This is a genomic window from Pseudogemmatithrix spongiicola (genome assembly GCF_030623445.1).
GTDB classification, from domain to species: domain Bacteria; phylum Gemmatimonadota; class Gemmatimonadetes; order Gemmatimonadales; family Gemmatimonadaceae; genus Pseudogemmatithrix; species Pseudogemmatithrix spongiicola.
Window position 1 is genome coordinate 1,341,035 of the sequence record NZ_CP130613.1, and the last position, 24,493, is coordinate 1,365,527.

Genomic DNA, 24,493 nt, shown 5'->3' on the forward strand with positions numbered 1-24,493 from the left:
GGATCGAGATGACTGAATCGGGCGTGGTGAGCGCGACGCATTTTATGGCCGCTGGTGAGAGCCGACCCATAGTTGGCGCCACCACTCCTTCGCAGACCCCAATGCGCCGAGGCCGCGGGCCTCACGAGTGAGCGCGAACAGAAGGATGAGCAGCACCTCGAGCCGCGCGGGCACAATCGAGAGTTGCAACAGCGTCAGCACATCTGGGGCTTGACGCGGGCCGCCGCTTCACAGAAAAATGCGGTTGTGGGGCCTCGCAGAACCGTGCAAAAGATGAAGGCGAGGCCCCACAACCGCCACACTAGCTGCCCTCGTCGGCAGCAAGCGTCGTTAGCGTGCGCGCACCAGTGTTAGCGCCTGTCTGCGCGGAGTCGCCCAACGAAAGCGGCGCCATTCTCGCGCTGATCAGTCCAATCTGCCGTCAACAGCCCGTCACGCACGGAGCCAGTGAGCCTGCTGCCACTGCTGTCTGAAAGGTCAAAGCGCTCGCCCGCTATGAGCCGACCGGTTGCAAAGAATGCGGTACTCCCACCTGAGGCGTTGTATAGCGCAAGGTCAACGTAAATGCTGTCGTTGGCGAACGCGACTGCGAGATCTCCCGTCCATTCCAGGTAGTCTGAGCCTTCGCGGCCGCGCGCACGATACCTAGTGCGAACTGTGGCGCGATAGAGACCATCCTCGCTCGAAAGCGGAAGGCGGTAAGGCTCTGCACTGATGACGGAAACGAACTCGCGCTTCTCAAATGTGAATCGACCTTCCGCAAAGAAGCCGCCGCCCTCAGCCTGGAATCCATCCCAAGTGATGCCGCCTGCGGCAAGGAGTAGATCACCAGCAGAGTTCGACGACCATCGCGTCACGCCAGAAACAAATGTCTCACCGACAACCTTGTCCCAGGTTCCTTCTGCCATCGAGAGCAGCCCCACTTCCCTGTTAGCCACAAGGAAGCCAACGCGGTTCATGCGTACCGCACCATCCGAATCACGGATCTGTTCTGTGAGTGAGTAGGTACCGCCAAACTCGGTTCGCGGCTGCGACGCGCGACGCATAGTCGTCGCGGCACGTGACTGTGTACTCTGCGTCGCTGGCGAGCCCGCGAAAACCTCGGCGACGGAGCGCTCGGTTGGACCGTCCTCCAGTAAGCCAACTGCGTAGCGAACGGGCACCGCGAAGTTGAGCTGCTGGCCTTCGGCCAGATACGCTGTCGCTACCGCGAACACACGACCAGTCCCATCCAGTACCGGACCTCCGCTTGATCCGGGAGAAATCGGTGCCGTAATCTGAATTAGCTCCCGGCCTTCAACGACACGTGCTGCGCTTACAATGCCTTCGGACACGGTATTGGCGAGTCCGAGAGGACTACCAAGAACAACCGCCCTCTCACCTGCACGAGGCGTTGTGGTGCGTGGAGGAAGGAAGGGGAGGCCTGCCCCAGGGATCTTGAGCAGTGCGAGATCAAGACTGCTGTCTGCGTCCAGTACGCGCACCCGGGTGTAGGTCTCGCCGTTCGGCAGAATGACTGCTGCACGCGAAGAGCCAGCTAGCACGTGATGGTTCGTCACGATGACGCCGTCGGCACGCAAGATGAAGCCAGAGCCTTGGCCGAGGGTGTCGCCGTTCGCGCTAAGTGCGAGAACCACGACAGAAGCAGGAGAGGCACGGCGCGCCACCTCGGCTGTCGAGAGCGTCTGCGGAGTGCTGGGTGCGCTTTGGGCTTCGGACAGGAGGGGAGTCGCGAGCGCGAAGAGACACAGTGCGCTTCGAAAAGATGTCATTGCTAGCTACCCTCCGTCATTTGTCTAGGTCACGCTAACGTTTGCTTCTGCTGCAAGCGCTTTCCATAGAATGCGGTTGTGGGGCCTCGCCAAACCATACAGAAGATGAAGGCGAGGCCCCACAACCGCTACCACATCCGCGCTTGTCGGCAGCAAGCTTCGTTATGTGGCAGCGCGCAGGTCACCTGCTCAACTGGTTCTCGATGAACTCCATCACCTCGAGCGCCTTATCGAGATACGTCCGAACCCGGGCCATCGTAATGCCAGAATCGCTACCGTGAGCGATCAAATGCCGGTTGGCCATAATTGAGTCAATCGCGTCCTTGCGCCCATCCTGGTCGACAAATGCCTCAAGTTCTGACCGCCAGCTCGGCTTAAAGCGTTCGGACGTCTCGAGGAAGCGCTTAGTCTTTGGGTTCTGAACAGAGCTAAGCATGTGAGTTGCATAGGATGCTACCGGAGCCTGAGCATTGCCCTTCACGAACGCGGAATAAACCTCCGCATAGGCGTTCTCGATAAGGCCAGCCATCAGAACGCAGGCGTAGCGAGCCCAGTGAGACTGAAGCTCAACGTTCCCCGCACTCGCCTCGTCTACTTTCTTGAGGAGAGCCTTGATTCGCTGGACCTGACGGGTAATCTCCCGGTTCTTCATCAGGTGGCCGCGAAGGCCTTCCGGGCTAGTTCCAGCCTCGTGGAGACGCTTTGCTCGTCAGATGTGGCGCGAGTGACAGCCTGCATAAACGCGTCACTGGCCATCAGTTCCTGATAGGCCTTGCGGAGTGCGTCTTCCCGCGGGGCGGGCGAGTGTTGCAGCCTAGCGGCTACTCCGACCATGATGGCATCGCAAAGTGCGGCGTTGAGCGGTTTGCCGATACGGAAGGCGGTCAAGCCCAAGGACTTCTCAATGAGATCCAGAGTGTCCACCACCAACTGCCGCCATGCATCCAGCGTCTCGGGGGATGGATTGCGGTTCTTCGCCGCAAACTGATTCAGGAACTCGGTCATTGGCTTCTCGTATGCACTGCTAGCAAAGTGCAAAGCAAAGAAGCGAAGCAAGAGCTCCTCATCCTTCTCTCGCTTGCTTCGGGCTCCAAAAAGGCGGCGCCACGATGGGAGCTCTGCAAGCGAGTCCAGAAGTTCGATCAATGCGCCGTGATATAGAGCCGAGCGAATCTCCTGGCCAGCGAGACGCCTGCCGCCGTTGTTGAGGCGCTCGAAGATGTGGTAGATGCTTGTATCGCCATCTTTGGGTGCTTCCTGCTTGATGACGGTCGCGTGGATAATGGCGTTGTCCAACTTCATCCGATCTCGCTGATCAAGCTCCTTGTACGATAGTCCGTCGAAGGGCTTCTGAACCTTCACCAGCTTGAAGAGCCGATGCGTCTTTGCGTCGGGCTTCGGATTGAATGAGCCCTCGTAAAAGAACTGAAGCGTCTTCAGACGTTGCTGGCCATCAATGACTAGCATCTTCCCGGTCGACGGCTCCGTTGCCAAAAAAATGCCTGGCACAGGCAGTCCGAGGAGAAGACTCTCAACAAAGCGAGAGGCTTCCTGCTGGTTCCACATGTACTGTCTTTGAAAGCTCGGAACGAAGATGTCGCCGCGCTGAATGCGGCGTACCAGTCCCTCAACGTCGTAGTCGGCACCGTAGCTAGCGATCTGGTAGTCGTCAGGAACGACCGTATCGTCAGTTAGAGCTTCGTCGACATACAGAGACTTTTCGTCGTCTTCGCTATACTCCGCGTCTGCTGGCTCGCTCATCAAGGGTTCCGGACGGGAAGGTGAATCGGGCGCAAAGGATGCGTATCACCCAAGGTAGCCTGTGTCCACATAACGTGGATTATGTGCGAAAACCGCCCAGCCCTCGCGTATATCCGCAGGGATACTCAGGCCTTCTTCGCAGCAATAAAACAGTATCCCGCAGCGCTAACCCCTTCGCAAGCACCGCCCTAGCTGTCGGTTCTAAGGAGGTTGTTCACTGAGGCATAACTGAGGAAGCTGGAGGTGCGAGCCACCCAACCTTCAGCCAGAGGCCTCAGTGAACATCCACAACAATGCGCGATTGACCGCCTGGGGGCGAGCCGAGCTCGTTCGCCGGGTGGTCCTCGACGGCGAACCGGTGCGCGCCGTCGCCGCCGCCCTCCACATCAGCACGAGCACGGCGTACAAGTGGCTGCGGCGCTTCGCGGCCGGCGGCTGGGCTGCGCTGGCCGATCGCTCGTCGCGGCCGCGGCGCTCGCCGCGCGCGACGCAGCCCGCGCAGATCGAGCGAATCCTCCGGCTCCGGGCGAAGCGCCTGACGGGTCCCGAGATCGCGGAGCGACTCGGGCTCGCGGTCTCGACGGTCGGCCGGATCCTGACGCGCGCGGGCCAAGGCCGGCTGAAGGGGCCCGGCGCAACCGGCGGGCCGCGCTACGAGCGCGAGACGCCGGGCGAGCTCCTGCACGTCGACACGAAGGCGCTCGACCGCTTCGTCGCGGCGGGCCACCGCGCGCACGGCAACCGCTCGAAGGTCGGCCGCCGTCGGGGGCTCGGCCAGGACCACCTGCACGTCGCGGTCGACGACGCGACGCGCCTCGCGTACGCGGCGCTGCTGCCGACGCAGGACGCGGCGGCGTGCGCGCGCTTCCTCGACGCGGCGCACCGCTGGTTTGCACAGTTGGGCATACCGGTCCACGGCGTGATGACCGACAACGCGAAGGCCTACACCAGCCACGCTGTGCAGGCGATGCTCGCCGCGCACGGGATCCGGCACCTGCGCACCAAGCCCTACCGCCCGCAGACGAACGGCAAGGCGGAGCGCTTCATCCAGACCGCGCTCCGCCGCTGGGCCTACAAGAAGCCCTACCGCAGCTCCCGCCACCGCAACGCGGCGCTACCCGACTTCCTAGATTGCTACAACGTCGAACGGCCGCACCGGTCGCTCGGCCGCGTCCCCCCGCTGCTCCACTTCCTCATGCAGCGTGAACAACGTCCTTAGAACCGACACCTAGCACGCACCGCCTGGATATTCCACAGGATTATGCGACCGCATATCCTTGCGAACCCGCAGCAGTATCCGGCGCCCCAGTCCTTACCCCTGCCGCACCCCGCGCACGAGACCCGCCGCAGCCCCGGCCAGCAGGGCAGGGAACGCGATCGTCAGCCCCAGCAGTGGCCCGCCGCCAACCTGCATTGCTTCGCCCACGACGCGCGCGACTTCCGTCACCGACCCGGTCATCGACTGCCAAACCAGCAACGCCATCCACGACGCCGCACCGGCCACCGACGCCAACAACGGCACTGACGCATCATCCCGCCGGATCCACGCGAACGCCGCCGCAATCACGGGCACCGCGAGCCAATCGAACGCATACGTGCCGAGCACGAGCGCGAGCAGCAGCGCCCCGAACCAAATCCCGAGTCCTGGCTTCCGCATCAGCGGCTCCCTCCAGCCGGCGTGAACGTGAGCTTCGCCGAGACCTGCTCGGCGGGCAGGGCATCCGCGCTGCGCGGGAAACGCAGCTCGGCCAACTCGCCGCGCCGCCATAGCTCCATGCGGTCCGCATAACGCGAGCTCACGGGATTCCCGCTCTGTCCGCCGGGGTATGTGCCCCAGCCCTTCACCTCGGGCCCGAGCTCGACGACGAATCGCCACGAGGCACCGTGCGTGCCGTTACTCTCCGACGGCGACAGCGTGCCGGGACCGGACGTGACTTCGAGGCCCGTGCGCCCGAAGCCGGGCAGCCGGAGCAGGTGATGCACGTTCACCTGCCGTACATTCCCCCAACGCCACTGGCTGGGATCATTGCCCTGCGACGCGCGCGTCTCGGTCCACGCCTCGCGCAGCGCGCGCAATACGATCGCATCGCGCGTTTCGGTCGCATCACCGGTGCGACGGTCATCCCACCATGCATTGCCGGGGTCGCGGAGCAACATGACGAGCAGCATCTGCCCGGGCGTCGCGATGCGACGGTCCTCGCCGGGGATGATGAGCTCGTCCCAGGTATGCCGCGTGAGCGATGTGACGACGGCGTTGAACAGCACGGCCCACGCACTCGTGGGCGTGAACTCGGATTCTCCCGTGCTGAGATGCGTGAACGCAGCCTCGTCGTCGTTGGTCCAGGTACCTGCCGCCTGCGCCGCTGCGCGCGCCTCTCCGACGGCGCGCATCACGAACGGCGTGAGCTCGCTGCGCGGATCCGTATGGAAGCGCCGCATGTCATCCACGGTCACCGACGAATCGCCGCGGAGCAGGGCGTTGATGCGCATTGCCCGCCACGGCGAGGGCCAATCGGCACCCTGGTACCCGGGGCGCACACTGGGATCCATCGGCTGCTGGTTCGCGCTCGCGAGATACCCCTGGGCGGGATTGATGCTCTGCGGATACCAGCTCACGGGCTGGTCGCCGGTCCAATCGTTGGCGCGCGTGCTGCCGTCGAACGCGACGTCGCCGCGACCGTTGCCGGGACGGATGGGATATCGCCCGGTGCTGCGAATCCCGATGTTCCCCGCGCGGTCGGCGGTGAGCATGTTCTGCGCCGGCGTGTGGTAGCTCTCCATCCGCGCATAGAAGTCGCGCACGCCGGTCGCGCGCATGCCGCTGCGGAAGTTGTCGCCCTCGTTGCTCGGCTCGCGCGCGGTCCAGCGCTGCGAGACCCAGCCGAGCGCGGAGCGGAACAGGGGACCGCGATGCGTGGCGTAGAACGTATCCACCGCGACGGTGCCGCCGTTCGGATCACGATACGTCTCCACGCGCGTGCGCACGTCGGTCCACGCGCCATCGAGCATGTAGCGGCGCGGCGACGTGGAGTCATCGACCACTTCCTTATAGAAATCGACGACGTCGTTGCCGGTGTTGGTCATGGTCCACGCCATGTCGCGGTTGAACCCGATCGGGATGATCGGCGCGAGCGGGAAGCCGACGCCGTAGGCGTCCAGTTGGCCTGGCACCACCAAGTGCGCCTCGTACCAGATGCTCGGCAACGTGAGCTCGAGATGCGGATCGCCGGCGAGCAGGGCATGGCCGGTGGCCGAGCGCTGCGGAGCGACGGCCCAGTTGTTGGAGCCGATCACGGCCTCGCCGCGCGTGAGGGACTGCGCGAGCTGGCCGATCGCCTGCGCCATCGCGACGCGCGCGCTGTCGGGCTTCACGGGCGCAGGCAAGCGCCAGCGCGCGTCGATCTGCGCTGCCCGACGTCCCGCGACGGGCTCGATCGGCTCCTGGATCGGCGCGGTCACGCCGAACAGGGCATCAGCCGCGGCCTCACCCACCAACTGCGACACCGCGTGATGCGCGAGTTCGCCCTGCTGGAACGAAAGCGTCTGCGACATGCGGATCAACAGGAAGTAGGTATCCTGCGGATCGAAGCGCCGCGGCCGCCGGCCAAGCAGGCGATACTCCAGGGGCAGGTCCTGCGGACGCATGGCATCGATGTACGCGTTCACGCCGTTCATGTACGCCGTTACGTCGCGCTTCACGACGGCCGTGTCGGGCACGGCATTCCACTTGGCCAGCGCGCCCTCGGCCAGCGCGAGCCGCCGCGCCGAGCGGTCGAGAGGCAGGGCGCGTGCGCCGACGAGTTCGGTGAGCGTGCCGGCCACCGCGCGCTGGATCATCTCCATCTGGAACAGGCGATCGCGCGCATGGATCCAGCCCAGCGCGCGCGCGGCGTCCGCTTCCGTTTGCGCGAACACGTGCGGCACGCCGCGGTCGTCGTAGCGCACGTCCACGGAAGTGGAGAGTCCCGCGAGCTCCAATGATTGTTCGGCGGGCAGCTCGGCGCTGCGAACCACGGACCAGATGCCGGTGGTGGGGCTGATGAGTTGGCCCAGCGGAGGCACAGGCCCGATGGGGCGCAAGCCAACGAACAGCGCAGCCGCCAGTGCGACCGCGCTCAGGATGGTGGTGAAGAGACGCATGTGAAGAATCTAAAGGGAGATGAGGCTACTCCACCCAGCCGTCGTTCCGTGCCTTGATCGCCACCCACAGCGAGAACGCGCCCATCGCGAAGATGAAGCCGGGCACCCCCAGCGCATGTCCGGCCCCGACGCGAGCGATCGCCTGCATGCCGAAGACCGTGTACCCGAACTGGATGGTGACGAAGACCAGGCTCAGCAGGAGCAGCGTCTGCGCCGCCGCCTTGCGGGCGACCAGCGCCACGCCGCCGAGCAGTCCGAGAGTCGTCGCGAGCCCAAACACGATCATCAACCACATCGGCCGCTCCTCGCGCAGCAATCGTTGCGCCTCGGGAAGCGCAGCCGCCTGCTCGGCTGTGGTCATGAGATCGAGCGTCAGCATGACGACGCCCAGCGCCATCCAGAGGACGATGACGATGCTGGCCGGCTTGAACCACTTTGCAGGAGATGGCATGGGGCAGACTGGTGCAGGGAGAGGGTGAACGGCGCCCCCGAACTTAGCACTCTGTCCAATTTCCGCATCTGTGGCCTGTCACAAATTGCGGACATCTGGCGTAGGGCATTCCAGCGCATCCCATTGTCCTACATGCACTTGGATTTTCCCCGACGGCTGGAACGGGGCTTGCTCCCATATTCAATAGAAGTACCGCAGCCGTCCCATCCCACGCTTGGAGTCCCTATGCTCCGCCCCCGATTCGCCCTCGCGGCTCTCGCCGTCACCGTGCTCGCGCTCAGCGGCTGTTCGATCAAGCGCGTCGAGCGCATCGATCCCAACTCCGTCACCGACCTCTCGGGCCGCTGGAACGACGCGGACTCGCGCCTCGTGGCCAATGCGATGATTGCCCAGTCGCTGGAGTCGTCGTGGGCGCGTGATTACGCCGCGGCCAACGGCGGCACGCCGCCAGCGCTGATCGTCGGCCAGGTGCGCAACCGCACCATGGAACACATCCCGGTGAGCACGTTCATCCGCGACATGGAACGCGCCTTCGTGCAGAGCGGCGCGGTGCGCCTGGTGGCGAGCGCCGAGGAGCGCGAGGAACTGCGCGGCGAACGCGCCGACCAGCAGACCAATGCCTCGGCGGAGACGCGCGCGCGCATGGCCCGCGAGCTGGGCGCCCGCTACATGCTGCAAGGCGAGGTGCAGGCGATCGAAGACCAGGAAGGCCGCGAGCGCGTGGTCTTCTACCAGGTGGACCTCACCCTGACGGACCTCGAGACGAACGTCCGCACGTGGGTGGGGCAGCACAAGATCAAGAAGTACATCCAGAGCCGTCGGATCACGCCGTAACCACGCCGCATTCCGGAGCTGAACATGCGTAGCGCCTTGCTTCTCGTCGTTGCCGCCGCCTGCGCGCCGTATCCGCAGCGCGTGAACCAACCGGTGACGATCCCCAACAACGCCAACATCCCACAACTCGAAGGGGCCGACGCCGCGGCCGCGCAGCAGGCGGAGTACGCGCAGCTGCGCTACTCGGCGGATTCCGTCTACGCCCTCGCCATCCGTGGCTGCCAGCCGGGCATCTGCGATGCGATCGGCCGCGGCGAGATCGTGCTCGGCATGTCGCCCGACCAAGTGATGGCCGCGGCGAAGACCGGCCCGCAGGCTTGGGTGGTCCGCCGCTTCGATGGCTTCGGCACGATGGTGCCGGCCTCGCAGTCGGCCACGCCGTACGATCGCGTCGGGCAAGTGATGGTCGTGCAGCTCGATCAGGGTCGCGCGGCTGTCGTCAGCCGCCGTGGGCCGCAGGGCATCATGGTGGCGAGCACGCCGCAGGACCAGACGACGCAGGCCCGCGCGCGTGCGCAGGCCGAGGCGCTGGTGCGCGAAGGCGATGATCTCGTGGCCGCAAATGACATGGCGGGCGCGCTGAATCGCTACGACCGCGCCAGCGTGCTCGATCCGGACCAGCCGGAGATCGAGTACAAGGCTGCGCGCCTGCTCGACCTGCAACTGCGGCCGCAGGAGGCGCTCATGCGCTACCAGCGCTTCCTGCTCTCGATGGAGCTCGAGCGCATCCGCGCCCAGGGCGAGGCCAATGCACGGCTCGCCGAGGCGATTGCCCTCGCGCAGCAACGCGTGATCGTCCTGCGCGGCGAAGTGCCGCGCTAACGCCTTGCGTCCCACCCGCGGCTGGCTGGCCCTCGCGCTCCCGCTCGTGCTCGGCACGAGCGGCTGCGCGACGGCCAATGCGGCGTGGCGCGCCGGGCCGATGGGCATCGCGGCGGAGTGGACGATTCGCGATCACCTGATGTACGGCCGCGCCGACCAGGCGTGGATCGCCATGGGCGACAAGAAGGTCGCCCCGCGCGACGCGCTGCTGCGCCACATGTATCGGGGTGTCATCGCCTTGCACGCGCACGAGTACGCGGCCGGTGCCAAGTCGATGGACCGCGCCTGGCAGATCGTCGAGGATCGCTACACCAAGCGCCTGTCGGCGGGCGCGATGTCGCTCATGACCTCGGACGCGGCGCTGCCGTATTATCCGCTCGCCACGGAGCACTACTTCGTGCCGTACTACGGCGCGCTGAACTGGCTGGCGCAGGGCAACCTCGACGAGACCGCCGTGGAGGCGCGGCGCCTCGCGATGCTGCTGCAGGCCGAGGGCCGCAAGCCGGCACGGGAGCTTGAAGGCGCGCTACGCTACTTCACGGGCGTGATGTTCGAGGCGGCCGGCGAGTACGAGGATGCGCGCGTCGCCTATCGGAACGCCACGGCGCTGCTCGGCACGCTGCCCGGCGACACGCTGCGGGCCGGTGCGGATAGCGGCGACGTCGTGGTCATCGTCGAAGACGGCTTCGTCGGCCGTCCGCAGCCGCAGACGCTGGGCATCTACACCAACAGCGACGAGCTGGTGGGGTTGACCACCGGCTCGGATGCGAATCGCATCATCATCGCGAATCGCGTGGCGAACCGGCGCTACGACCCGTTCAATCACGACGCCAGCCTGGGCTGGCTCACGTACGAAGTGAACTGGGCCACCTTCGGCGACCCGACGCCGGGGCCGCATCCCATCGAGGTGCGCACGAATCCCCGGACGTTCCCGCTGCTGCAGGCCGACGTGACCGGCTCGGTGGGCGGCGACTTCGAGCGTGAGGTGCCCGCGAAGCTCGCGCGCGGCATCGCGCGCGCGGCGGTGCGCTACGCGGCCATGCGGGCGGCCGAGGGCCAGATCGACCGCGCCATCAACGGCGACGAAGACGACGAGGACAAAGAGGACACGCGCTCGCAGCGCATTCCCCGCATGCTCTTCGGCCTCCTGCTCGGCGCGTTCTCGGTGAGCTCAACGGTCATTGACCAGCCGGACCTGCGCGCCTGGCAGCTGCTGCCGCACCGCCTGACGATCGCGCGGGTGCGGTTGCCGGTGGGCGAGCACCCGATCGAAGTGTTGCAGGGCGGCGTGGTGCACCCGCTCGGCACGGTGACCGTGCGCCCCGGGGGCGTCGCGGTGCTGACGCACCGCGCGTGGCCCCGGGGTGGGATCGGCCCGACTATGGCCGCACGCTGAACGACGAGTACACCTGCGTCTCGTTGCGCACCGGGCCGTTCAGCGAGTGCGTGAGGCCGATGCGGAAGTTGGCCGACGGGATCCGCATCACCGAGATGCGCGGCACGTCGAAGGTGAACTCGCCCCCGACCACGCGCAGCGTCTCCCCGAACTCCTCGTCGCCGCCGACGATCCAATCGTGATAGAAGCGGAGGGGACCGGTGGTCTCCGCCGTGAGCATGCCGAAGCGACGCCCGCTGGCGATGCCGAAGGGCAGGCCGAGGTGCTCGATGCGATTGCCGAGCGCCGCGGGGTCGACGAACGGCGAGGCCGTGCCGCCGACGAAGAACATCTCGCTGATCGGCGCGCCGTCGTTCACTTCACCGCCGCGCGCCCGCACGGCGAAGCCGCCCTGCGGCATGCGCATGGCGATGCGCGCGTCTACCGTCGTGCGGGTGAAGTCGGAATCCTCGGCGGTGCCGCCGGTGTAGTTGGCCTTCCAGTCGAACGCCAGGCTCTGGCGCGGCCGCGTGTCGAGCGTGAGGCCGCCACCCAGTTCCGCGAAGTACAGCGTGCGCTCGCGCTTGGTAAGGATGAGAGACGGGTTGTCGCTGTTGCCGAGGCTGCCGCCGAGCCGCGTGCTGAGGCGCGTGCGCGCGCCGGTGCGTGAGAGTTCAGCGGCCAGCAATGCGCCGGTGTAGCGGCGGTCGAAAACCTCCCAGCCGAACCCGACCTTTCCCGGGTGCCGCGACGGCAGGTAGTCGGTGACGAATCCTTCGAGGGTGATGGCTGGGCGGAATCCGCGCCACGTGTAGCCCAGGCGCGCGCCGTTCCACGCGCCATCCAAGCCGCCGCCGGCGTAGAGCACGCCGGTGCCACGACCGACGGGATCGCCGAAGGTCGCGCCCGCGGCGAAGACGCTGCCGTCCTGACCATCGGTGCCGACCATGAGGAACGTCACGCCGAAGGGCCCGGCGCCGTAGCGGCGCGGCTCATTGAGCGGCGTGACCTCGAACTGCTGCGCGCGGCGCGTATCGACGCGCTTCACGGCGGGGAACTGCGCCTCATCGAGCGGCGGGGCAACGGCCACGCTGCTGCCCGCGTCGTTCACGCGCAGGTCCCAGCCGCGTCCGTGCAGGTCCAGCCACCAGATGCGGCCGTCGGGACCGACTTCCGGCGAGGCGGCGGCGCCGAGCGTACGCACCGCGACGGTGATCGTGCCGCCGCTGAGCGGGATGCGTTCGATCTCGATGGCGCCGCTGGCTTCGCTGGCCACGAGCAGCGTCGAGTCGTTCTCCCACGTGGGGCTGAACCGCGACGCCGCATCGGCGGGGCCGAGCACGCGCTCCTCGCCGGTGGCGAGGTCGATCACCACGGGCACCCAACGACCGTTCTGCTGCCGCGCAGACGCGACGCGGCGGCCATCCGGCGAGACGCGCGCACCCGCGTAGCTGGCGTCGAGGCCGCCTTGCTTGAGTACGCGCCGTGCGCCGCTGGCGAGCTCGACGATGAGCAACGAGCAGACGCCCGCGCCGCACTGCTGCGCGACGGCACGCTGTCCGTCGGGCGTGGGGTCGGCGAGCTGGATGCCTGCGCCCTTCGTGATGCGCCGTACGCGGCCGGACTTCACCTGCCACTCGAACAAGTCGCTGCGCGCGCGGCCGTCGCCCAGCGGCACGCTGCGGGTGACGAGGATGCGCTCGCCGTCGGGCATCCAGCGCGGTGCGTCGTACGGGCTGCCGTTGACGGGGCGGAGGATCGCGCTGCGCTTGAGTGCACGCGGATACGGTTGAGCGAAGACGATGTCTTCCGGGTCCTTCGCCAACCGCTTGGCGAGTGCCGTGGAATCGCGACGCTGCGCCGCGGTGTCGGGCTTGAGCGAGAGCACGACGATGCCGCCGGGATCCGTGTTCGTCGCGCGGCGCACGGCGATGCGTTCCCCGTCGGGCGCGACGTCGGGCGAGCCCACCGCCCACGACCATTTCTGTACCAGAGAGCCCTGCGCCAAGCCGTTGCGACGGATCTGGTCGCGCACGGCGGCGGCCTGTTCGGTGACTTGTGCGCTGAATCGACCATACAGCACGTCGGGCGCGTCACCGAAGGTGGCATTGAAGGCGGCGGGGAAGTTACGCCCGGCGCGCGCCGTGGTGCCGCGCCACAGCCGCGGGAGTACGGTGTCGCCGTACTGCACCTGCAGCCATTCGAGATAGGCCGACCCGATCAAGTAGCGCATGGCGCCGCCGTTGAAGCGGCCGGTGGCATCGAGCTGCCCGTAGGCGGGCAGGTAGCCTTCCAGCGCCAGCGTACGGATGATCGCCGGGCGCAGCGCAGAGTTCGGGCGCCCGCTGCCGGTGAGTTCGCCCTCGATCACCGTCGCGTAGCCTTCGGTAACCCATGCGGGCACGCGGGTGATGGGGCCGAGCGGCACGATGCTGAAGATGCCCAGCGGCAACGAGAGTGGCTTGCGCGACGGGCGCAGCAGGTGCGCGAGGTGCGCGTATTCGTGGACCGCGAGGATCTCGCCCCAGCCGCGCGAGTTGCCGATGTTGCTGGTGGGCGAGGGCGGCGTGGCCCAGAAGCGCATGGCCGGCGTGGTCAGCGATGGCCACGCGGAACCGTTGGGTTGGTTGAACGGATCCTCGACGACGAGGTCGATCTTGTGCGGATACGCGTAGCCCACGCGGTCGGCGACCGCCGTGCGCACGCTCTCCATGCGCTCGGCGACTTGGCGCGCCCAGGCTTCGAGCTCGGGCTCGTAATGGATGCGGAAGTGCGGGGTCTCGAAGGTCCGGTACTTGAGCGACGGGACTTCGACTTGGGCGGCGAGCGGTACGTTGGAGGCGCAGGCGAGGATGAGCGCGGCGAGCGCACGAAGAGCCGTGTGACGCATGGACGGATGCCGGTGAGCGGTCAGTCGAGGGCGGCGGCGAACTCCCGCACGATGTCGCCGGCGGGCTTCACCTCGTGGATGCCGGCCACCGAACGACCGGCTTGCCAGTAATCGCTGCTCACGTCGGAGGAGTGCAGCGATTTCTTGAGGCGACGTACGGAGTTGAGCGCGTAGAAGGTTCGCATCCAATGCTTGGTCTTGCGACCCTTGAGCATCCAACGCGCGAACCACCCCGCCGAGGTCCCGAGCCGATCTATGAACGGATTCCTAATGACAGCCACCGGGACGCCGGTGAGACGCTCCGTCATCACGATGTCATCGGCCTCCGCGTCGATGATCGCCTGCTTGTAGGCATCGCTGGCCTTGCACTCCGGCGTGGCGATGAAGCGCGTGCCGAGTTGCACCGCCGCGTAGCCGATGCGCAGCTGTCGCGTGAACTCCTGCGCGTCGCCGACGCCGCCGGCGGAGACGATGGGCAGCCCAAAGGGCGCCAGTTCATCGAACAGTGCTTCGGGCGAGAGCCGGCCCGCGTGCCCACCGGCGAGCTTGTTCACCGCCACGAGCCCGTCGACGCCGCCGTCCACGCCCTTCTGCGCCCATTTGCGCTCGGTAACGTCGTGGTAGACCACGCCGCCCGCCGCATGCACGCGCTCGCAGACCCACTTCGGGTTGCCGAGTGAGGTCAGAAAGAAGCGCACGCCCTCCTCGAGCGCGATGTCGATCCACTGCGACATACGCTCGCGGTAGAGCTTGTTGTTGCCCTCGATGAGCGCGTTGAAGCCGATAGGCTTGCTGGTCAGCGAGCGGATGTGCCGCAGCCCGGCGCGAAACTCGTAGCCGTGCACGTAGGTGAGCGAGATCGGCTGGACGATGCCGAGTCCGCCCGCTTCGCTGACGGCCGCGACGAGTTCGGGATTGGAGCAGGGGTACATGGGGCCGCAGACCAGCGGCACCTGCACGCCGGCGTGGCGCGTGAACGGCGTCTCCATCATCGCGCCGGCCCGAGGCGCCACAGCACCTTGCCCGTGGCGACCTTCGTGCCCGACGGATCGAAGCACTCGGCGATGACCTCGAAGTCCTGGTCCGCCGTGACCGTGGGGACGGTGACGCGGCTCACGGCGCGGATGGTGCCGCGCGCCTTCTTATGGTAGGTCATCGACAGCGTCGTCACGATGCCGCGGATGTTCTCCGGCAGGCCGGCCATCATGGCGAGGCCCGAGGCCATCTCGGCTACGTTCATAAGGGCGATGGCGTGGACGCTGCCCAAGTGCTGGCGGTTGGCCCGGATGTCGGGGATTTCGACCTCCGCATGGCCGGGTTCGAGAACCTTGATGCGGGGCCGCACGGAGCCGGAGTAGGGCACGGTCCGGGCGAAGATCTTGGCGAAGAGCCACTCGCCGCCAGGGAGCGCGGAGAGGCGGCGCCAAAGGGACAGCAGGCGGGTGCCGGGAGAGGAGGCCATCGGGAAAAGCTCGCCGGGCGCCGGGGGGAAGGGAAGCGACGGCAGGCCGGACGCTGTCCCCCTTGTGAGGCGAGGTGCGATGGCGGTAGCGTCACGGGTATATCACGGGCAGGAATCCCCTTACACGGCGGAGCGCGAATGCGGGTGACGGGCGGCAGGCGATGGGCGCTGGTGGCGGCGACGGCAGTGCTGGGCGCGTCGGCGTGTGAGTCCCCCACGAAACCGCCGCCGGCGATTGCCTCGGTGGTGGTGGGGCCGGGCACGGCACTCATCGAGAGCGGCGCCTCGCTGCAGCTCGGCGTCGTCGTCACGGACGTCAACAGCAACCCGGTGACAAACCGTCCCGTGACCTGGACGTCCGCCGATACCAGCCTCGTCACCGTCACGTCCTCGGGCCTGGCGACGGCCAAGAACAACCGCACCAACACCAGCGCGTCGGTGCGCGTGACGGCCACCATCGGCGGCGTGTCGGACGATGCGGAACTGCTCGTGCAGCCGGTTGCGGCCGCGACGATCACGCTGGCGGCGCTCGCCGGGCCGATTGCCGAAGGGCAGACGCCGACGCTGACGTTCCAGGCGCGCGATGCCGGCGGCGGCCTGCTCTCCGGTCGCCAGCCATTCTGGGAGTCGCGCGACACGAACGTGGTGCAGGTGAGCGCCAATGGCCAGCTCACCCCGGTGGCGTTCATCGGGACCAGCAACCGCTCGGCGCGCGTGGTCGCCACGCTCGGGTCGGTGCGCGACTCGGTCCTGGTCAGCGTCGCGCCCTCCGCGTTGGCCTCGCTGGAGATCCAGCCGCAGCAGCCCTACCTGCGCCTCGGCTACACCAAGCGCCTGCGCGTCGTGGCGACGACGGCCGCGGGTTCGCGCATCACGGGCCTGCCGGCGACGTACACCTCGAGCAACGGTGCCGTGGTCACCACCACGGACGCAGGCCTCGTCACCGCCAGCACCAACACCACCGGCACCTCGCAGATCATCGCGACCTACGGCGCCGCGGCAGACACCGTGACGTTGACGGTCGACAACTGCGGCGCCGGGCCGGCCGGCACGTATCCAATTGAGTTGCGCAACGTGGGACCGGGCCTGAGCCCGGCGGTGCAGGAAGCCTTCGACTGCGCCCGGGCGCGCATCCAATCGGTGATCCGCGCGCCGATCTCGATCGTCACCTTCTCCACGGCGACCACGACACCCGCGAGTTGCTTCAGCCAGACCATCGATGCGGGAACGTCCACGGGCGGCGTCATCATCCTGATGCGCGTGGCGCCGATCGACGGCGTCGGTGCCGTCCTCGGCCGCGCCGGTCCGTGCTCGATCCGGTCCACGAGCCGCCTCGCCGTCATCGGCCTCATGGAGTTCGACGACGCCGACCTCAACAACCTCGTGACCAACGGCACGTTGCTGCCCGTCATCCTGCACGAGATGCTGCACGTGATCGGCCTCGGCTCGACGTGGCGCGATCCGCTCATCCCGAACATCTACACGGGCGACACGGGCGATCCGGGCTTCCTCGGCGAGCGCGCGACGCGCGCCTGCCGCGAGGAGCACGGTGGGACGCTCACCTGCGCCGTGCAGGTGCCGGTGGAGAACTGCGTCGGTATCCCAGGCTGCGGCGCCGGCACGCAGTACGGCCACTGGCGCGAGCTGACGTTCGACCACGAGCTAATGACGGGCTACATCGACCCGCCGCGTCCGCCGTTCTCGCGCATGTCCATGGCGGCGCTCGGTGACCTCGGCTACACCGTGGATATCGAACAAGCCGAGCACTACGTGATGCCGACGCCGACCTTGCGCGAGCGCGGCATTCTGAACCCGCAGAACCTGCGCCTCGGCTTGCAGTTGCCGGCGCCGGTGCTGCCGACCCAAACCGTCGACGCCCAAGGCCGCGTGCGGCCGCTCCTGCGCTGACGTTGACGTCACCCACGCCGCCGGTTCCGCCGGTCGCGCCTCGCCTCCCCGTGGAGCTCACGCTTCACGGGGAGCGTCGCGTCGACGACTACGCCTACTTCCGGGACCGCGAGCACCCGGAGACCATTCCGTACCTCGAGCGCGAGAACGCGTACACCGACGCGATGACCGCGCACACCAAGCCGCTCGAGGACGCGCTCTACGCTGAGATCGTCGCGCGCATCAAGGAGGACGACGACTCCGTGCCCGTGAAGGACGGCGGGTGGTTCTACCAGTCGCGCACCTTCAAGGGCAAGCAGTATCCCGTGCACCTGCGCCGGCGCGGCTCGCTTGACGCGCCGGAGGAGACGGTGCTCGATGAGAACGCGGAGGCCGAGGGGCTCGCGTACTACGAGCTCGGCGGCATGGCGGTCTCGCCGGACGGCAACTGGCTCGCCGTGCTCGAGGACAGCACCGGCTACGAGGACTTCACGCTGCGCATCCGCGACCTGCGCACGGGCGCGTGGCTGGCCGATCGCATCGAGAAGGTGAGCTGGGGCCTCGCCTGGGCCAATGACAACCGCACGCTCTTCTATGTGACCTTCGACGCCGCCAAGCGCGGTGATTCCGTCTGGCGCCACGTCGTCGGGACGCCGCGTGAGCAGGATGTGCGGGTGCTGCACGAGCCGGACGTCACGTTCAACGCCAGCGTGGCCCGTGCGCGCAGCGGCGAGTGGATCGTGCTCGGCAGCTCGTCGTTCACGTCGTCGGAGTGGTCCGTGCTGTCGGCGGACGATCCCTCGACGCCGCCACGGATGGTGGCGCCGCGGCAACCCGACCTCGAGTACGATGTCATCCCCGGCGATGGCTGGTTCTACATCCTCACCAACCGCGAGGCACGCAACTTCCAGGTGATGCGCGCGCCGTTCGGTGCGCCCGGCGCGTGGGAGCCCTGGCTCACGCCTCGGGCCGACGCGTTCGTCGAGGACGTGATGGCCTTCAAGCGGCATGTCGTCGTCACCGAGCGCCGCGAGGGCCTGCGGCGGCTGGTCGTGCATGCGCTGGCCACGGGCGCGGCGCACGACGTCGAGTTCCCCGAGTCGGCCTACGGCGTGTTCCCGACGAGCAACCCGGAGTTCGACACCGACACGCTGCGTTTCATGTACAGCTCACCGGTGACGCCGAACTCGGTGTTCGACTACCGGATGGACTCAAGAAGCCGCGAGCTCAAGAAGCGTGACGAAGTGCTCGGCGGCTACGAACCCTCGCGCTACGCGGTTGAGCGCACGATGGCCACGGCCCGCGACGGCACGCGCATCCCGGTGTCGATGGTGTACCGCAAGGACCTCGTGCGCGACGGCTCGCGCCCGCTGCTGCTCTATGCCTACGGGTCCTATGGCTACACGCTGGAGCCCACGTTCAGCTCGGCGCGCGTGTCGTTGATCGACCGCGGCGTCATCTATGCCATCGCGCACATCCGCGGCGGGCAGGAGATGGGGCGCCAGTGGTACGACGACGGCAAGATGCTGAAGAAGATGAATACGTTCACCGACTTCATCGACGTGGCCGAGCACTTGGTCCGCGAGCGCTACACGGCGCCCGATCGGATCGTGGCGCACGGGGGCAGCGCCGGTGGCCTGTTGATGGGTGTGGTGGCGAACCTGCGGCCCGACCTCTTCCGCGCGATCGTCGCGGATGTGCCGTTCGTGGACGTGATCAACACGATGCTCGACGCGAGCATTCCGCTCACGGCGCAGGAGTGGCTGCAGTGGGGCAACCCGCAGGTGGAGGCGGAGTACCGCTACATCCGGCAGTACTCGCCGTACGACAACGTGCAGGCGCAGGCGTATCCCGCCATGCTCGTGATCAGCGGGCTCTACGACCCGCGCGTGGCCTATTGGGAACCGACGAAGTGGGTGGCCAAGCTCCGCGCGCTCAAGACCGACACGAACGTGCTGCTGCTGCGCATGCAGATGACCGCTGGCCACGGCGGCGGGTCGGGGCGCTACGAGCAGTACCGTGAGGCGGCGTTCCGGTATGCGTTCATGCTCGATCAGTTGGGACTAACTACTTAGCCACAGAGGCACAGAGACACGGAGCCTTGCTTGCCGCTCGGAGAGGATGGCCGGTTCGAACTCAATACCTTGGGGGTCCGCGCCGAATTCTCGGCTCGGACCCCCAAGGTGTTTGCTGTCGTCGACCAAGCGCAATCCTCTGTGTCTCCTGCCTCTGTGGCCAGTAGTCCCTAACGCGCACGATGCACCGCGCGGCCGCCGAGCATCGTGAGCACGGGCTTCGCCCGCAGCAGCGCCTGCGGATCGGGTACGAGGATGTCCTCGCTCAACACGACCAGGTCGGCATAGTACCCCGGCGCCAGGACGCCGAGCTCGTGCTCGCGGTACGCCGCGTAAGCCGACCCCCACGTGTAGAAGTGCAGCGCACGCTCCACGCTGATGCGCTGCTCGGGCACCCAGCCGCCGCGCGGGGTGCCGTCGGCGAGTTGTCGCGTCACCGCCGTGTAGATGCCGAGCAGCGGGTCCATCGGGAACACCGGATAGTCCGAGCCGAAGGCCTGGATCGCCCCTGCGTCATCCAGCGCCTTGAACGGCATCGCACGCCGCTCGCGCACCGGGCCGAGCAGCGGCACGTAGTTCTGCATCGACGTGGGGCCGGGCATGGCGAAGATCGCCTGCGTGCTCGCGATGACGCCGAGCCGCTTGAAGCGCGGGATGTCCTCCGGGTGAGGCACCTCGAGGTGCTCGACGCGGCCGCGGCGGTCGCGCGGGCCGTTGCGCGTCGCGAGCGAGTCGAAGGCATCCAAGGCGAGGCGGATCGCGCGGTCGCCGATCGCGTGGAGTTCCACCTGCAGGCCGGCGCGGTCGTAGCGCGCCAGCGTGTTGAGCAAGGGCGTCAGCTCCCACATCGGCAGACCACGGCTCTCGGTGCCCGTGTACGGCTCCAGCATCGCCGCGGTGCCGGCGTCCACCGTGCCGTCGAGCATGCCCTTGGCGATCCCGAAGCGCAGGTACGGGCCCGTCTCGCGCCGCGCGCGCGCGGCGTACGCGTCGAGGACCGAGTCCGTCGCCGCCTCCGTGAACGGCACGGCGATGCGGAAGCGCAGGCGGATCGAATCGGCTGCGATGGCCCGCGCGATCGCCGAGTCCTCCGTGGCCGTGGTCGCGTTGGCCACCTGCACGGCGGTGAGGCCGACCGACGCGGCGTGCGCCATCAGTTCGTTGAGCGAGCGGCGCACCTCGAGCTCGCTCGGGGCGGGGAGCAGCCGGCGCACGAGCCCCATCGCCGATTCCTGCAGCAAGCCGGTCGGTGTCCCGTCCGGTTCGCGCACGATCACGCCATCCGTCGGGTCGCGCGTCTCGGCGCTGACGGCGGCAAGTCGCAGCGCCGTCGCGTTGGCAATCGCCTGGTGTCCGTCGCGATCGGTGATGAGCACCGGTCGGTCGGGGAACGCCGCATCGAGGAAGCGTCGGTGCGCGGTGTTGCGCGGGAACATGTCCGGGGTCCAGCCACGTCCCGTGATCCATGCGTCCGCCGGCATCTCTGCGGCGAAGGCCTGCAGGCGCGCCACCAACTCCGCGGCGTCCTTGGCGTCGCCCAAGTCCGCCGTGCGCCGCGTCCGGAAGTGCCAGTGCGCATCGTGCAGCCCGGGGATCACCCGGCGACCCTGCAAGTCCTCGACGGCGGTGCTGTCGCCCGCCAGCGCGAGGATCTCCGCGTCGCTGCCCACGGCGACGATGCGCTCGCCGCGGATCGCGATCGCCGTCGCGCTCGGGCGCAGTGAGTCGCCCGTCCACACCTTGCCATTGTGGAGGATGGCATCCGGCGGAGCCTCGCGGGCGCAGGCGAGGCCCGCGAGGATGGCCAGCAGCAATACGCGCCGCATCACATGATCGGCGAGGGCTGCTTCGGCGCCGGCAACAGGATCGTCGGCAGTCCGTTGCGGCTCAGGAACGCGTTGAAGGCGGCGAGCTCCGTCGTCTCAAAGCGCTCCAGCTCCGCGCGCAGGGCACGCCACATTACCTCGACATCGCTCATGCGCTGGCGCGCCGATGCGGTGATCTCGGGATGGTCCTCGACTTCGCCAAGCAGGAACCCGAACTGCCCGTTGATGCCGTTGGCGTAGTTGATGATGTCCTGGCCGTTGGCGGCCTTGGTCGTGAGGCGCGGCTCGAAGCGGTCCGTGCCGCCCGTGACGCGACCGCCGAGCAGCTTCACGGAGTCTGCTTGAGCGTGCGTGGCGCTGCGCTGCACGATGCCCTGCGCCTGCGTGCGGATGTCGCGCAGGCGGAGCACGTAGTCATGGATCTCGCCGATGCGCGCGTTGAGCGTGCGCGCGACGGAGTCGCGCACGACGACGGCGCGGGCGTCAGCGGGAGGGCCGAGGCGCGGGTCGCGCATGACGTCCACGGGCTGCGTGAGTACGCGGTCGCCCATCGTGAGTCGGGCGGTGTAGCGCCCGGGCATCACGCGCGGACCCGCGCCGCCCGGCGGGGCCCCGAACAGCACGACGTTCGGCAACTGCGTCGGCCCTTCGTGGCGCAGGTCCCAGGCATGGCGATTGAGACCATTGCGCACGGCGAGTCGCGCGCGGCCGGTGGCGTCAGACGCGTAGCGACGGACCAGCGTGCCCTTCTCGTCGAGAATCTCGAGCGTCACCTTCTGCGTGCTGTCGCTGCGCGTGACGGTGAAGTCGAGGACCGCGCCGAAGGGCGCGTTGGCGCCGACGCGCGTGCTCGCGCCACCGCCGCCGAACCCACCGCCGCCCGGCGTGAGATGCGTGGGCCGCGGGCGGAAGAGATGCATCGGCGTAGCCGCGACTTCGGCCGTGCGCTGCTGCAGCGGCCCGAGGTTGTCGAGGATCCAGAACGCACGGCCTTCCGTCGCGACCACGAGGTCGCCGGTGCTCACATCGAGGTCCGTCACCGGCACCTTCGGGAAGCGCGAGAACGCCTGCCAGCGCGCGCCGTTGTCGAGCGAGAAGTACACGCCCGTCTCCGTGCCGGCGTAGAGCAGGCCGCGGCGGGTGGCATCTTCGCGCACGACGCGCACCGGCTCACCGGCGCGCAGGCCGTCGACGAGCCGCGTCCACGTGCGGCCGGCATCGGTAGAGCGGAAGATGTGCGGCGTCGGGTCCCCCACGCGGTCCTTGCGGAAGGCGATGTACACCGTGTTCGCGTCGTGCGGCGAGACTTCGATCTCGTTCACGAGGCCGTCGCCGGCGGCGGCCGGCGTGATGTTCGTCCACGTCGCGCCGCCGTCGGCCGTGCGCTGGATCAGGCCGTCGTCCGTGCCCACGTACAGCACGTTCTTGTCATGCGGCGACTCGGCTACCACGATGATCGTCGCGTAGACCTCGCCACCCGCGCCTTCGTTGGTGATCGGCCCGCCGCCCCAGCCCTGGCGCGCGCGGTCGTTCTTCGTGAGGTCTGGTGAGATCTCCGCCCAGGTCGTGCCGCGGTCCGTCGTGCGGAAGAGGCGGTTGCCGCCGTAATAGATGGTGCGCTCGTCGTGCTGCGAGACGACGATCGGCGCCGTCCAGTTGAAGCGGTACTTCGTGCTGTCGGTGCGCTCGGTGAGGTTCATCGCCGGATACACCATGATGGCGCGCGTCAGGCCCGTCTCGGTGTCGAGTTCGTTGATGAGGCCCTGGTAGCAGCCGCCGTAGGCGTAGCGCCCGCTCTTGCCCACGCCGATGTTGGCGCTCTCGCAGCCAGCGCTCTCTTCCCAATCCCGCAGGCCGATGCTGCCGCCGTCCGTGCGGCTGGCGATGGACACCGAGGAGTTGTCCTGCTGGCCCGAGTAGAGGCGATACGGGAACTGCTGGTCCACCGAGACGTGATAGAACTGCGCCGTCGGTTGGTTCTCCTGCGAGCTCCAGCTCTTGCCGCCGTCGAGCGAGATGCTGGCGCCGCCGTCGTTGCCGTTGATCATGCGCGACGGGTCGCTGGGGTCGATCCACAGCGCGTGGTTGTCGCCGTGCGTGGCCGGCACCACGGCGAAGGTCGCGCCGCCGTCGATCGAGCGCAGTACCGGCGCGTTCAGCACCCAGACCACGTTCTCGTTCTTTGGGTCGGCGATCGTCTTCATGTAGTACCACGAGCGCGTCTGGATCAGGCGGTCGCCCGAGAGCCGGCGCCAGTTGCGGCCCGCGTCGTCCGAGCGATACAGCCCGCCGTTCTCCGCTTCGACGATCGCGAACACGCGGTCCGGATTCGCCGGCGAGACACTCACGCCGATCTTGCCCATGAGGGCGGGCAGGCCGTTCGTGAGGCGCGTCCAGGTGTCGCCGCCGTCGGTGGACTTCCAGATGCCGGAGCCGGCGCCGCCCGAGCGCACATACCACGGTTGGCGCTGGTGATCCCAGAACGCCGCATAGAGGATGCGCGGGTTGCTCGGGTCCATCGAGAGGTCGCTGGCGCCGCTGGTCGGGTTCTGCCCGCGCAGCACCAGTTGCCAGGTCGCGCCGCCGTCACGCGAGCGGTAGATGCCGCGGTCCGTCGAGCCTTGCCAGCGGTCACCCTGCGCCGCGACGTACACCACGTTCGGATCCTGCGGATGCACGCGCACGGCGGAGATCTGCCGCGTCGCCTCAAGGCCGATGTGCGTCCACGTTCGGCCGAAGTCCGTGCTCTTGTAGACGCCGTCACCGTAGGTCGAGGACTGCCCGCGGATCGCGTGCTCGCCGGAGCCCACGTAGATCACGTTATGGTCCGAGGCGGCGACGGCGATGGCGCCGATCGTGCCGGTGCGGAAGAAACCGTCGGAGATGTTGCGCCAGTTGATGCCGGCGTCGTCCGTGCGCCAGAGCCCGCCGCCCGTGTAGCCTGCGAAGTACGTCAGCGGCATGCCCGGGACGCCGCTCACGGCCACCGACCGGCCGCCGCGCGAGGGGCCGATGTTGCGCCACGCCATCGCCGCATAGTCGGCGAGCGAGGAGTCCGCCGCAGGAGCCGCGGGAGCGGTGGTCGCCGCGCGACCGCGGCCTTGGGCGTCTACAGATGCCGACGAGAGGGCAACGACGAGGAGGGCCGCGAGGCCCGAGACAGGCAACGTGCGCATGCAAGGTGGGGGCGAATGGTGT

General features: G+C 67.9%; 17 protein-coding genes. 6 read left to right on the forward strand and 11 right to left on the reverse strand.

What is annotated here, in order from left to right:
• Positions 1-350: 350 nt before the first annotated feature.
• The 3 genes from Strain318_RS06065 to Strain318_RS06075 all read right to left on the reverse strand — a co-directional run bounded on the left by Strain318_RS06065 (position 351) and on the right by Strain318_RS06075 (position 3,533).
• Positions 351-1,637 carry a S1C family serine protease gene (locus tag Strain318_RS06065; protein ID WP_367887615.1) on the reverse strand — a complete coding sequence of 429 codons (1,287 nt, stop codon included), beginning with the start codon at positions 1,635-1,637 and terminating at the stop codon, positions 351-353.
• 316 nt (positions 1,638-1,953) lie between these two features.
• Positions 1,954-2,424, reverse strand: coding sequence for a HEPN domain-containing protein (locus tag Strain318_RS06070; RefSeq protein ID WP_367887616.1), 471 nt, complete (start codon positions 2,422-2,424; stop codon positions 1,954-1,956).
• Positions 2,424-3,533: a DUF262 domain-containing protein gene (locus Strain318_RS06075; RefSeq protein ID WP_367887617.1), complete on the reverse strand. Its 1,110-nt coding sequence runs from the start codon at positions 3,531-3,533 to the stop codon at positions 2,424-2,426. The genes Strain318_RS06070 and Strain318_RS06075 overlap by 1 nt, the downstream gene beginning before the upstream one ends.
• A gap of 277 nt (positions 3,534-3,810) precedes the next feature.
• Here Strain318_RS06075 and Strain318_RS06080 point away from each other — a divergent pair, with 277 nt between their 5' ends.
• Positions 3,811-4,752, forward strand: a complete 942-nt coding sequence (locus Strain318_RS06080) for an IS481 family transposase (protein WP_367885876.1) — start codon at positions 3,811-3,813, stop codon at positions 4,750-4,752.
• A 93-nt stretch (positions 4,753-4,845) separates the two neighbouring features.
• On the opposite strand, the gene Strain318_RS06085 is transcribed toward Strain318_RS06080, so the two are convergent.
• The 3 genes from Strain318_RS06085 to Strain318_RS06095 are packed head-to-tail and all read right to left on the reverse strand — an operon-like array spanning position 4,846 to position 8,124.
• Positions 4,846-5,190, reverse strand: a complete 345-nt coding sequence (locus Strain318_RS06085; protein WP_367887618.1) for a hypothetical protein — start codon at positions 5,188-5,190, stop codon at positions 4,846-4,848.
• Positions 5,190-7,673 carry a penicillin acylase family protein gene (locus tag Strain318_RS06090; RefSeq protein ID WP_367887619.1) on the reverse strand — a complete coding sequence of 828 codons (2,484 nt, stop codon included), beginning with the start codon at positions 7,671-7,673 and terminating at the stop codon, positions 5,190-5,192. Before Strain318_RS06090 ends, Strain318_RS06085 begins: the two co-directional genes overlap by 1 nt.
• Before the next feature lie 25 nt (positions 7,674-7,698).
• Positions 7,699-8,124 carry a hypothetical protein gene (locus tag Strain318_RS06095; RefSeq protein WP_367887620.1) on the reverse strand — a complete coding sequence of 142 codons (426 nt, stop codon included), beginning with the start codon at positions 8,122-8,124 and terminating at the stop codon, positions 7,699-7,701.
• 225 nt (positions 8,125-8,349) lie between these two features.
• On the opposite strand from Strain318_RS06095, the gene Strain318_RS06100 reads away from it, so the two are divergent.
• From Strain318_RS06100 to Strain318_RS06110, 3 genes are read left to right on the forward strand one after another with little or no spacing between them, the layout of a single operon-like run.
• Positions 8,350-8,958, forward strand: coding sequence for a penicillin-binding protein activator LpoB (locus Strain318_RS06100; RefSeq protein ID WP_367887621.1), 609 nt, complete (start codon positions 8,350-8,352; stop codon positions 8,956-8,958).
• A 24-nt stretch (positions 8,959-8,982) separates the two neighbouring features.
• Positions 8,983-9,780: a tetratricopeptide repeat protein gene (locus Strain318_RS06105; RefSeq protein ID WP_367887622.1), complete on the forward strand. Its 798-nt coding sequence runs from the start codon at positions 8,983-8,985 to the stop codon at positions 9,778-9,780.
• A gap of 4 nt (positions 9,781-9,784) precedes the next feature.
• A complete protein-coding gene (locus Strain318_RS06110) occupies positions 9,785-11,176 on the forward strand; it encodes a COG3014 family protein (RefSeq protein ID WP_367887623.1) in 1,392 nt (463 codons plus the stop codon).
• Here Strain318_RS06110 and Strain318_RS06115 read toward each other — a convergent pair.
• The 3 genes from Strain318_RS06115 to Strain318_RS06125 are packed head-to-tail and all read right to left on the reverse strand — an operon-like array spanning position 11,160 to position 15,507.
• Positions 11,160-14,045, reverse strand: a complete 2,886-nt coding sequence (locus Strain318_RS06115) for a hypothetical protein (RefSeq protein WP_367887624.1) — start codon at positions 14,043-14,045, stop codon at positions 11,160-11,162. The genes Strain318_RS06110 and Strain318_RS06115 overlap by 17 nt on opposite strands.
• Positions 14,046-14,065: 20 nt before the next feature.
• Positions 14,066-15,058 carry an NAD(P)H-dependent flavin oxidoreductase gene (locus Strain318_RS06120; protein WP_367887625.1) on the reverse strand — a complete coding sequence of 331 codons (993 nt, stop codon included), beginning with the start codon at positions 15,056-15,058 and terminating at the stop codon, positions 14,066-14,068.
• Positions 15,034-15,507, reverse strand: a complete 474-nt coding sequence (locus Strain318_RS06125) for a DUF4442 domain-containing protein (RefSeq protein WP_367887626.1) — start codon at positions 15,505-15,507, stop codon at positions 15,034-15,036. Before Strain318_RS06125 ends, Strain318_RS06120 begins: the two co-directional genes overlap by 25 nt.
• A 138-nt stretch (positions 15,508-15,645) precedes the next feature.
• On the opposite strand from Strain318_RS06125, the gene Strain318_RS06130 reads away from it, so the two are divergent.
• Together Strain318_RS06130 and Strain318_RS06135 are read left to right on the forward strand one after the other, a co-directional pair.
• Complete coding sequence (locus Strain318_RS06130; RefSeq protein WP_367887627.1) at positions 15,646-17,415, forward strand: Ig-like domain-containing protein; 1,770 nt, start codon at positions 15,646-15,648, stop codon at positions 17,413-17,415.
• Between the two features lie 50 nt (positions 17,416-17,465).
• Entirely contained in the window at positions 17,466-19,469 is a 2,004-nt protein-coding gene (locus tag Strain318_RS06135; protein ID WP_367887628.1) for a S9 family peptidase, read from the forward strand.
• A gap of 170 nt (positions 19,470-19,639) precedes the next feature.
• Here Strain318_RS06135 and Strain318_RS06140 read toward each other — a convergent pair whose 3' ends face one another.
• Together Strain318_RS06140 and Strain318_RS06145 are read right to left on the reverse strand one after the other, a co-directional pair.
• Complete coding sequence (locus Strain318_RS06140; protein WP_367887629.1) at positions 19,640-21,295, reverse strand: amidohydrolase; 1,656 nt, start codon at positions 21,293-21,295, stop codon at positions 19,640-19,642.
• On the reverse strand, positions 21,295-24,471 hold the full coding sequence (locus tag Strain318_RS06145) for a WD40/YVTN/BNR-like repeat-containing protein (protein WP_367887630.1): 3,177 nt from the start codon (positions 24,469-24,471) through the stop codon (positions 21,295-21,297). The genes Strain318_RS06140 and Strain318_RS06145 overlap by 1 nt, the downstream gene beginning before the upstream one ends.
• Positions 24,472-24,493 lie beyond the last annotated feature (22 nt).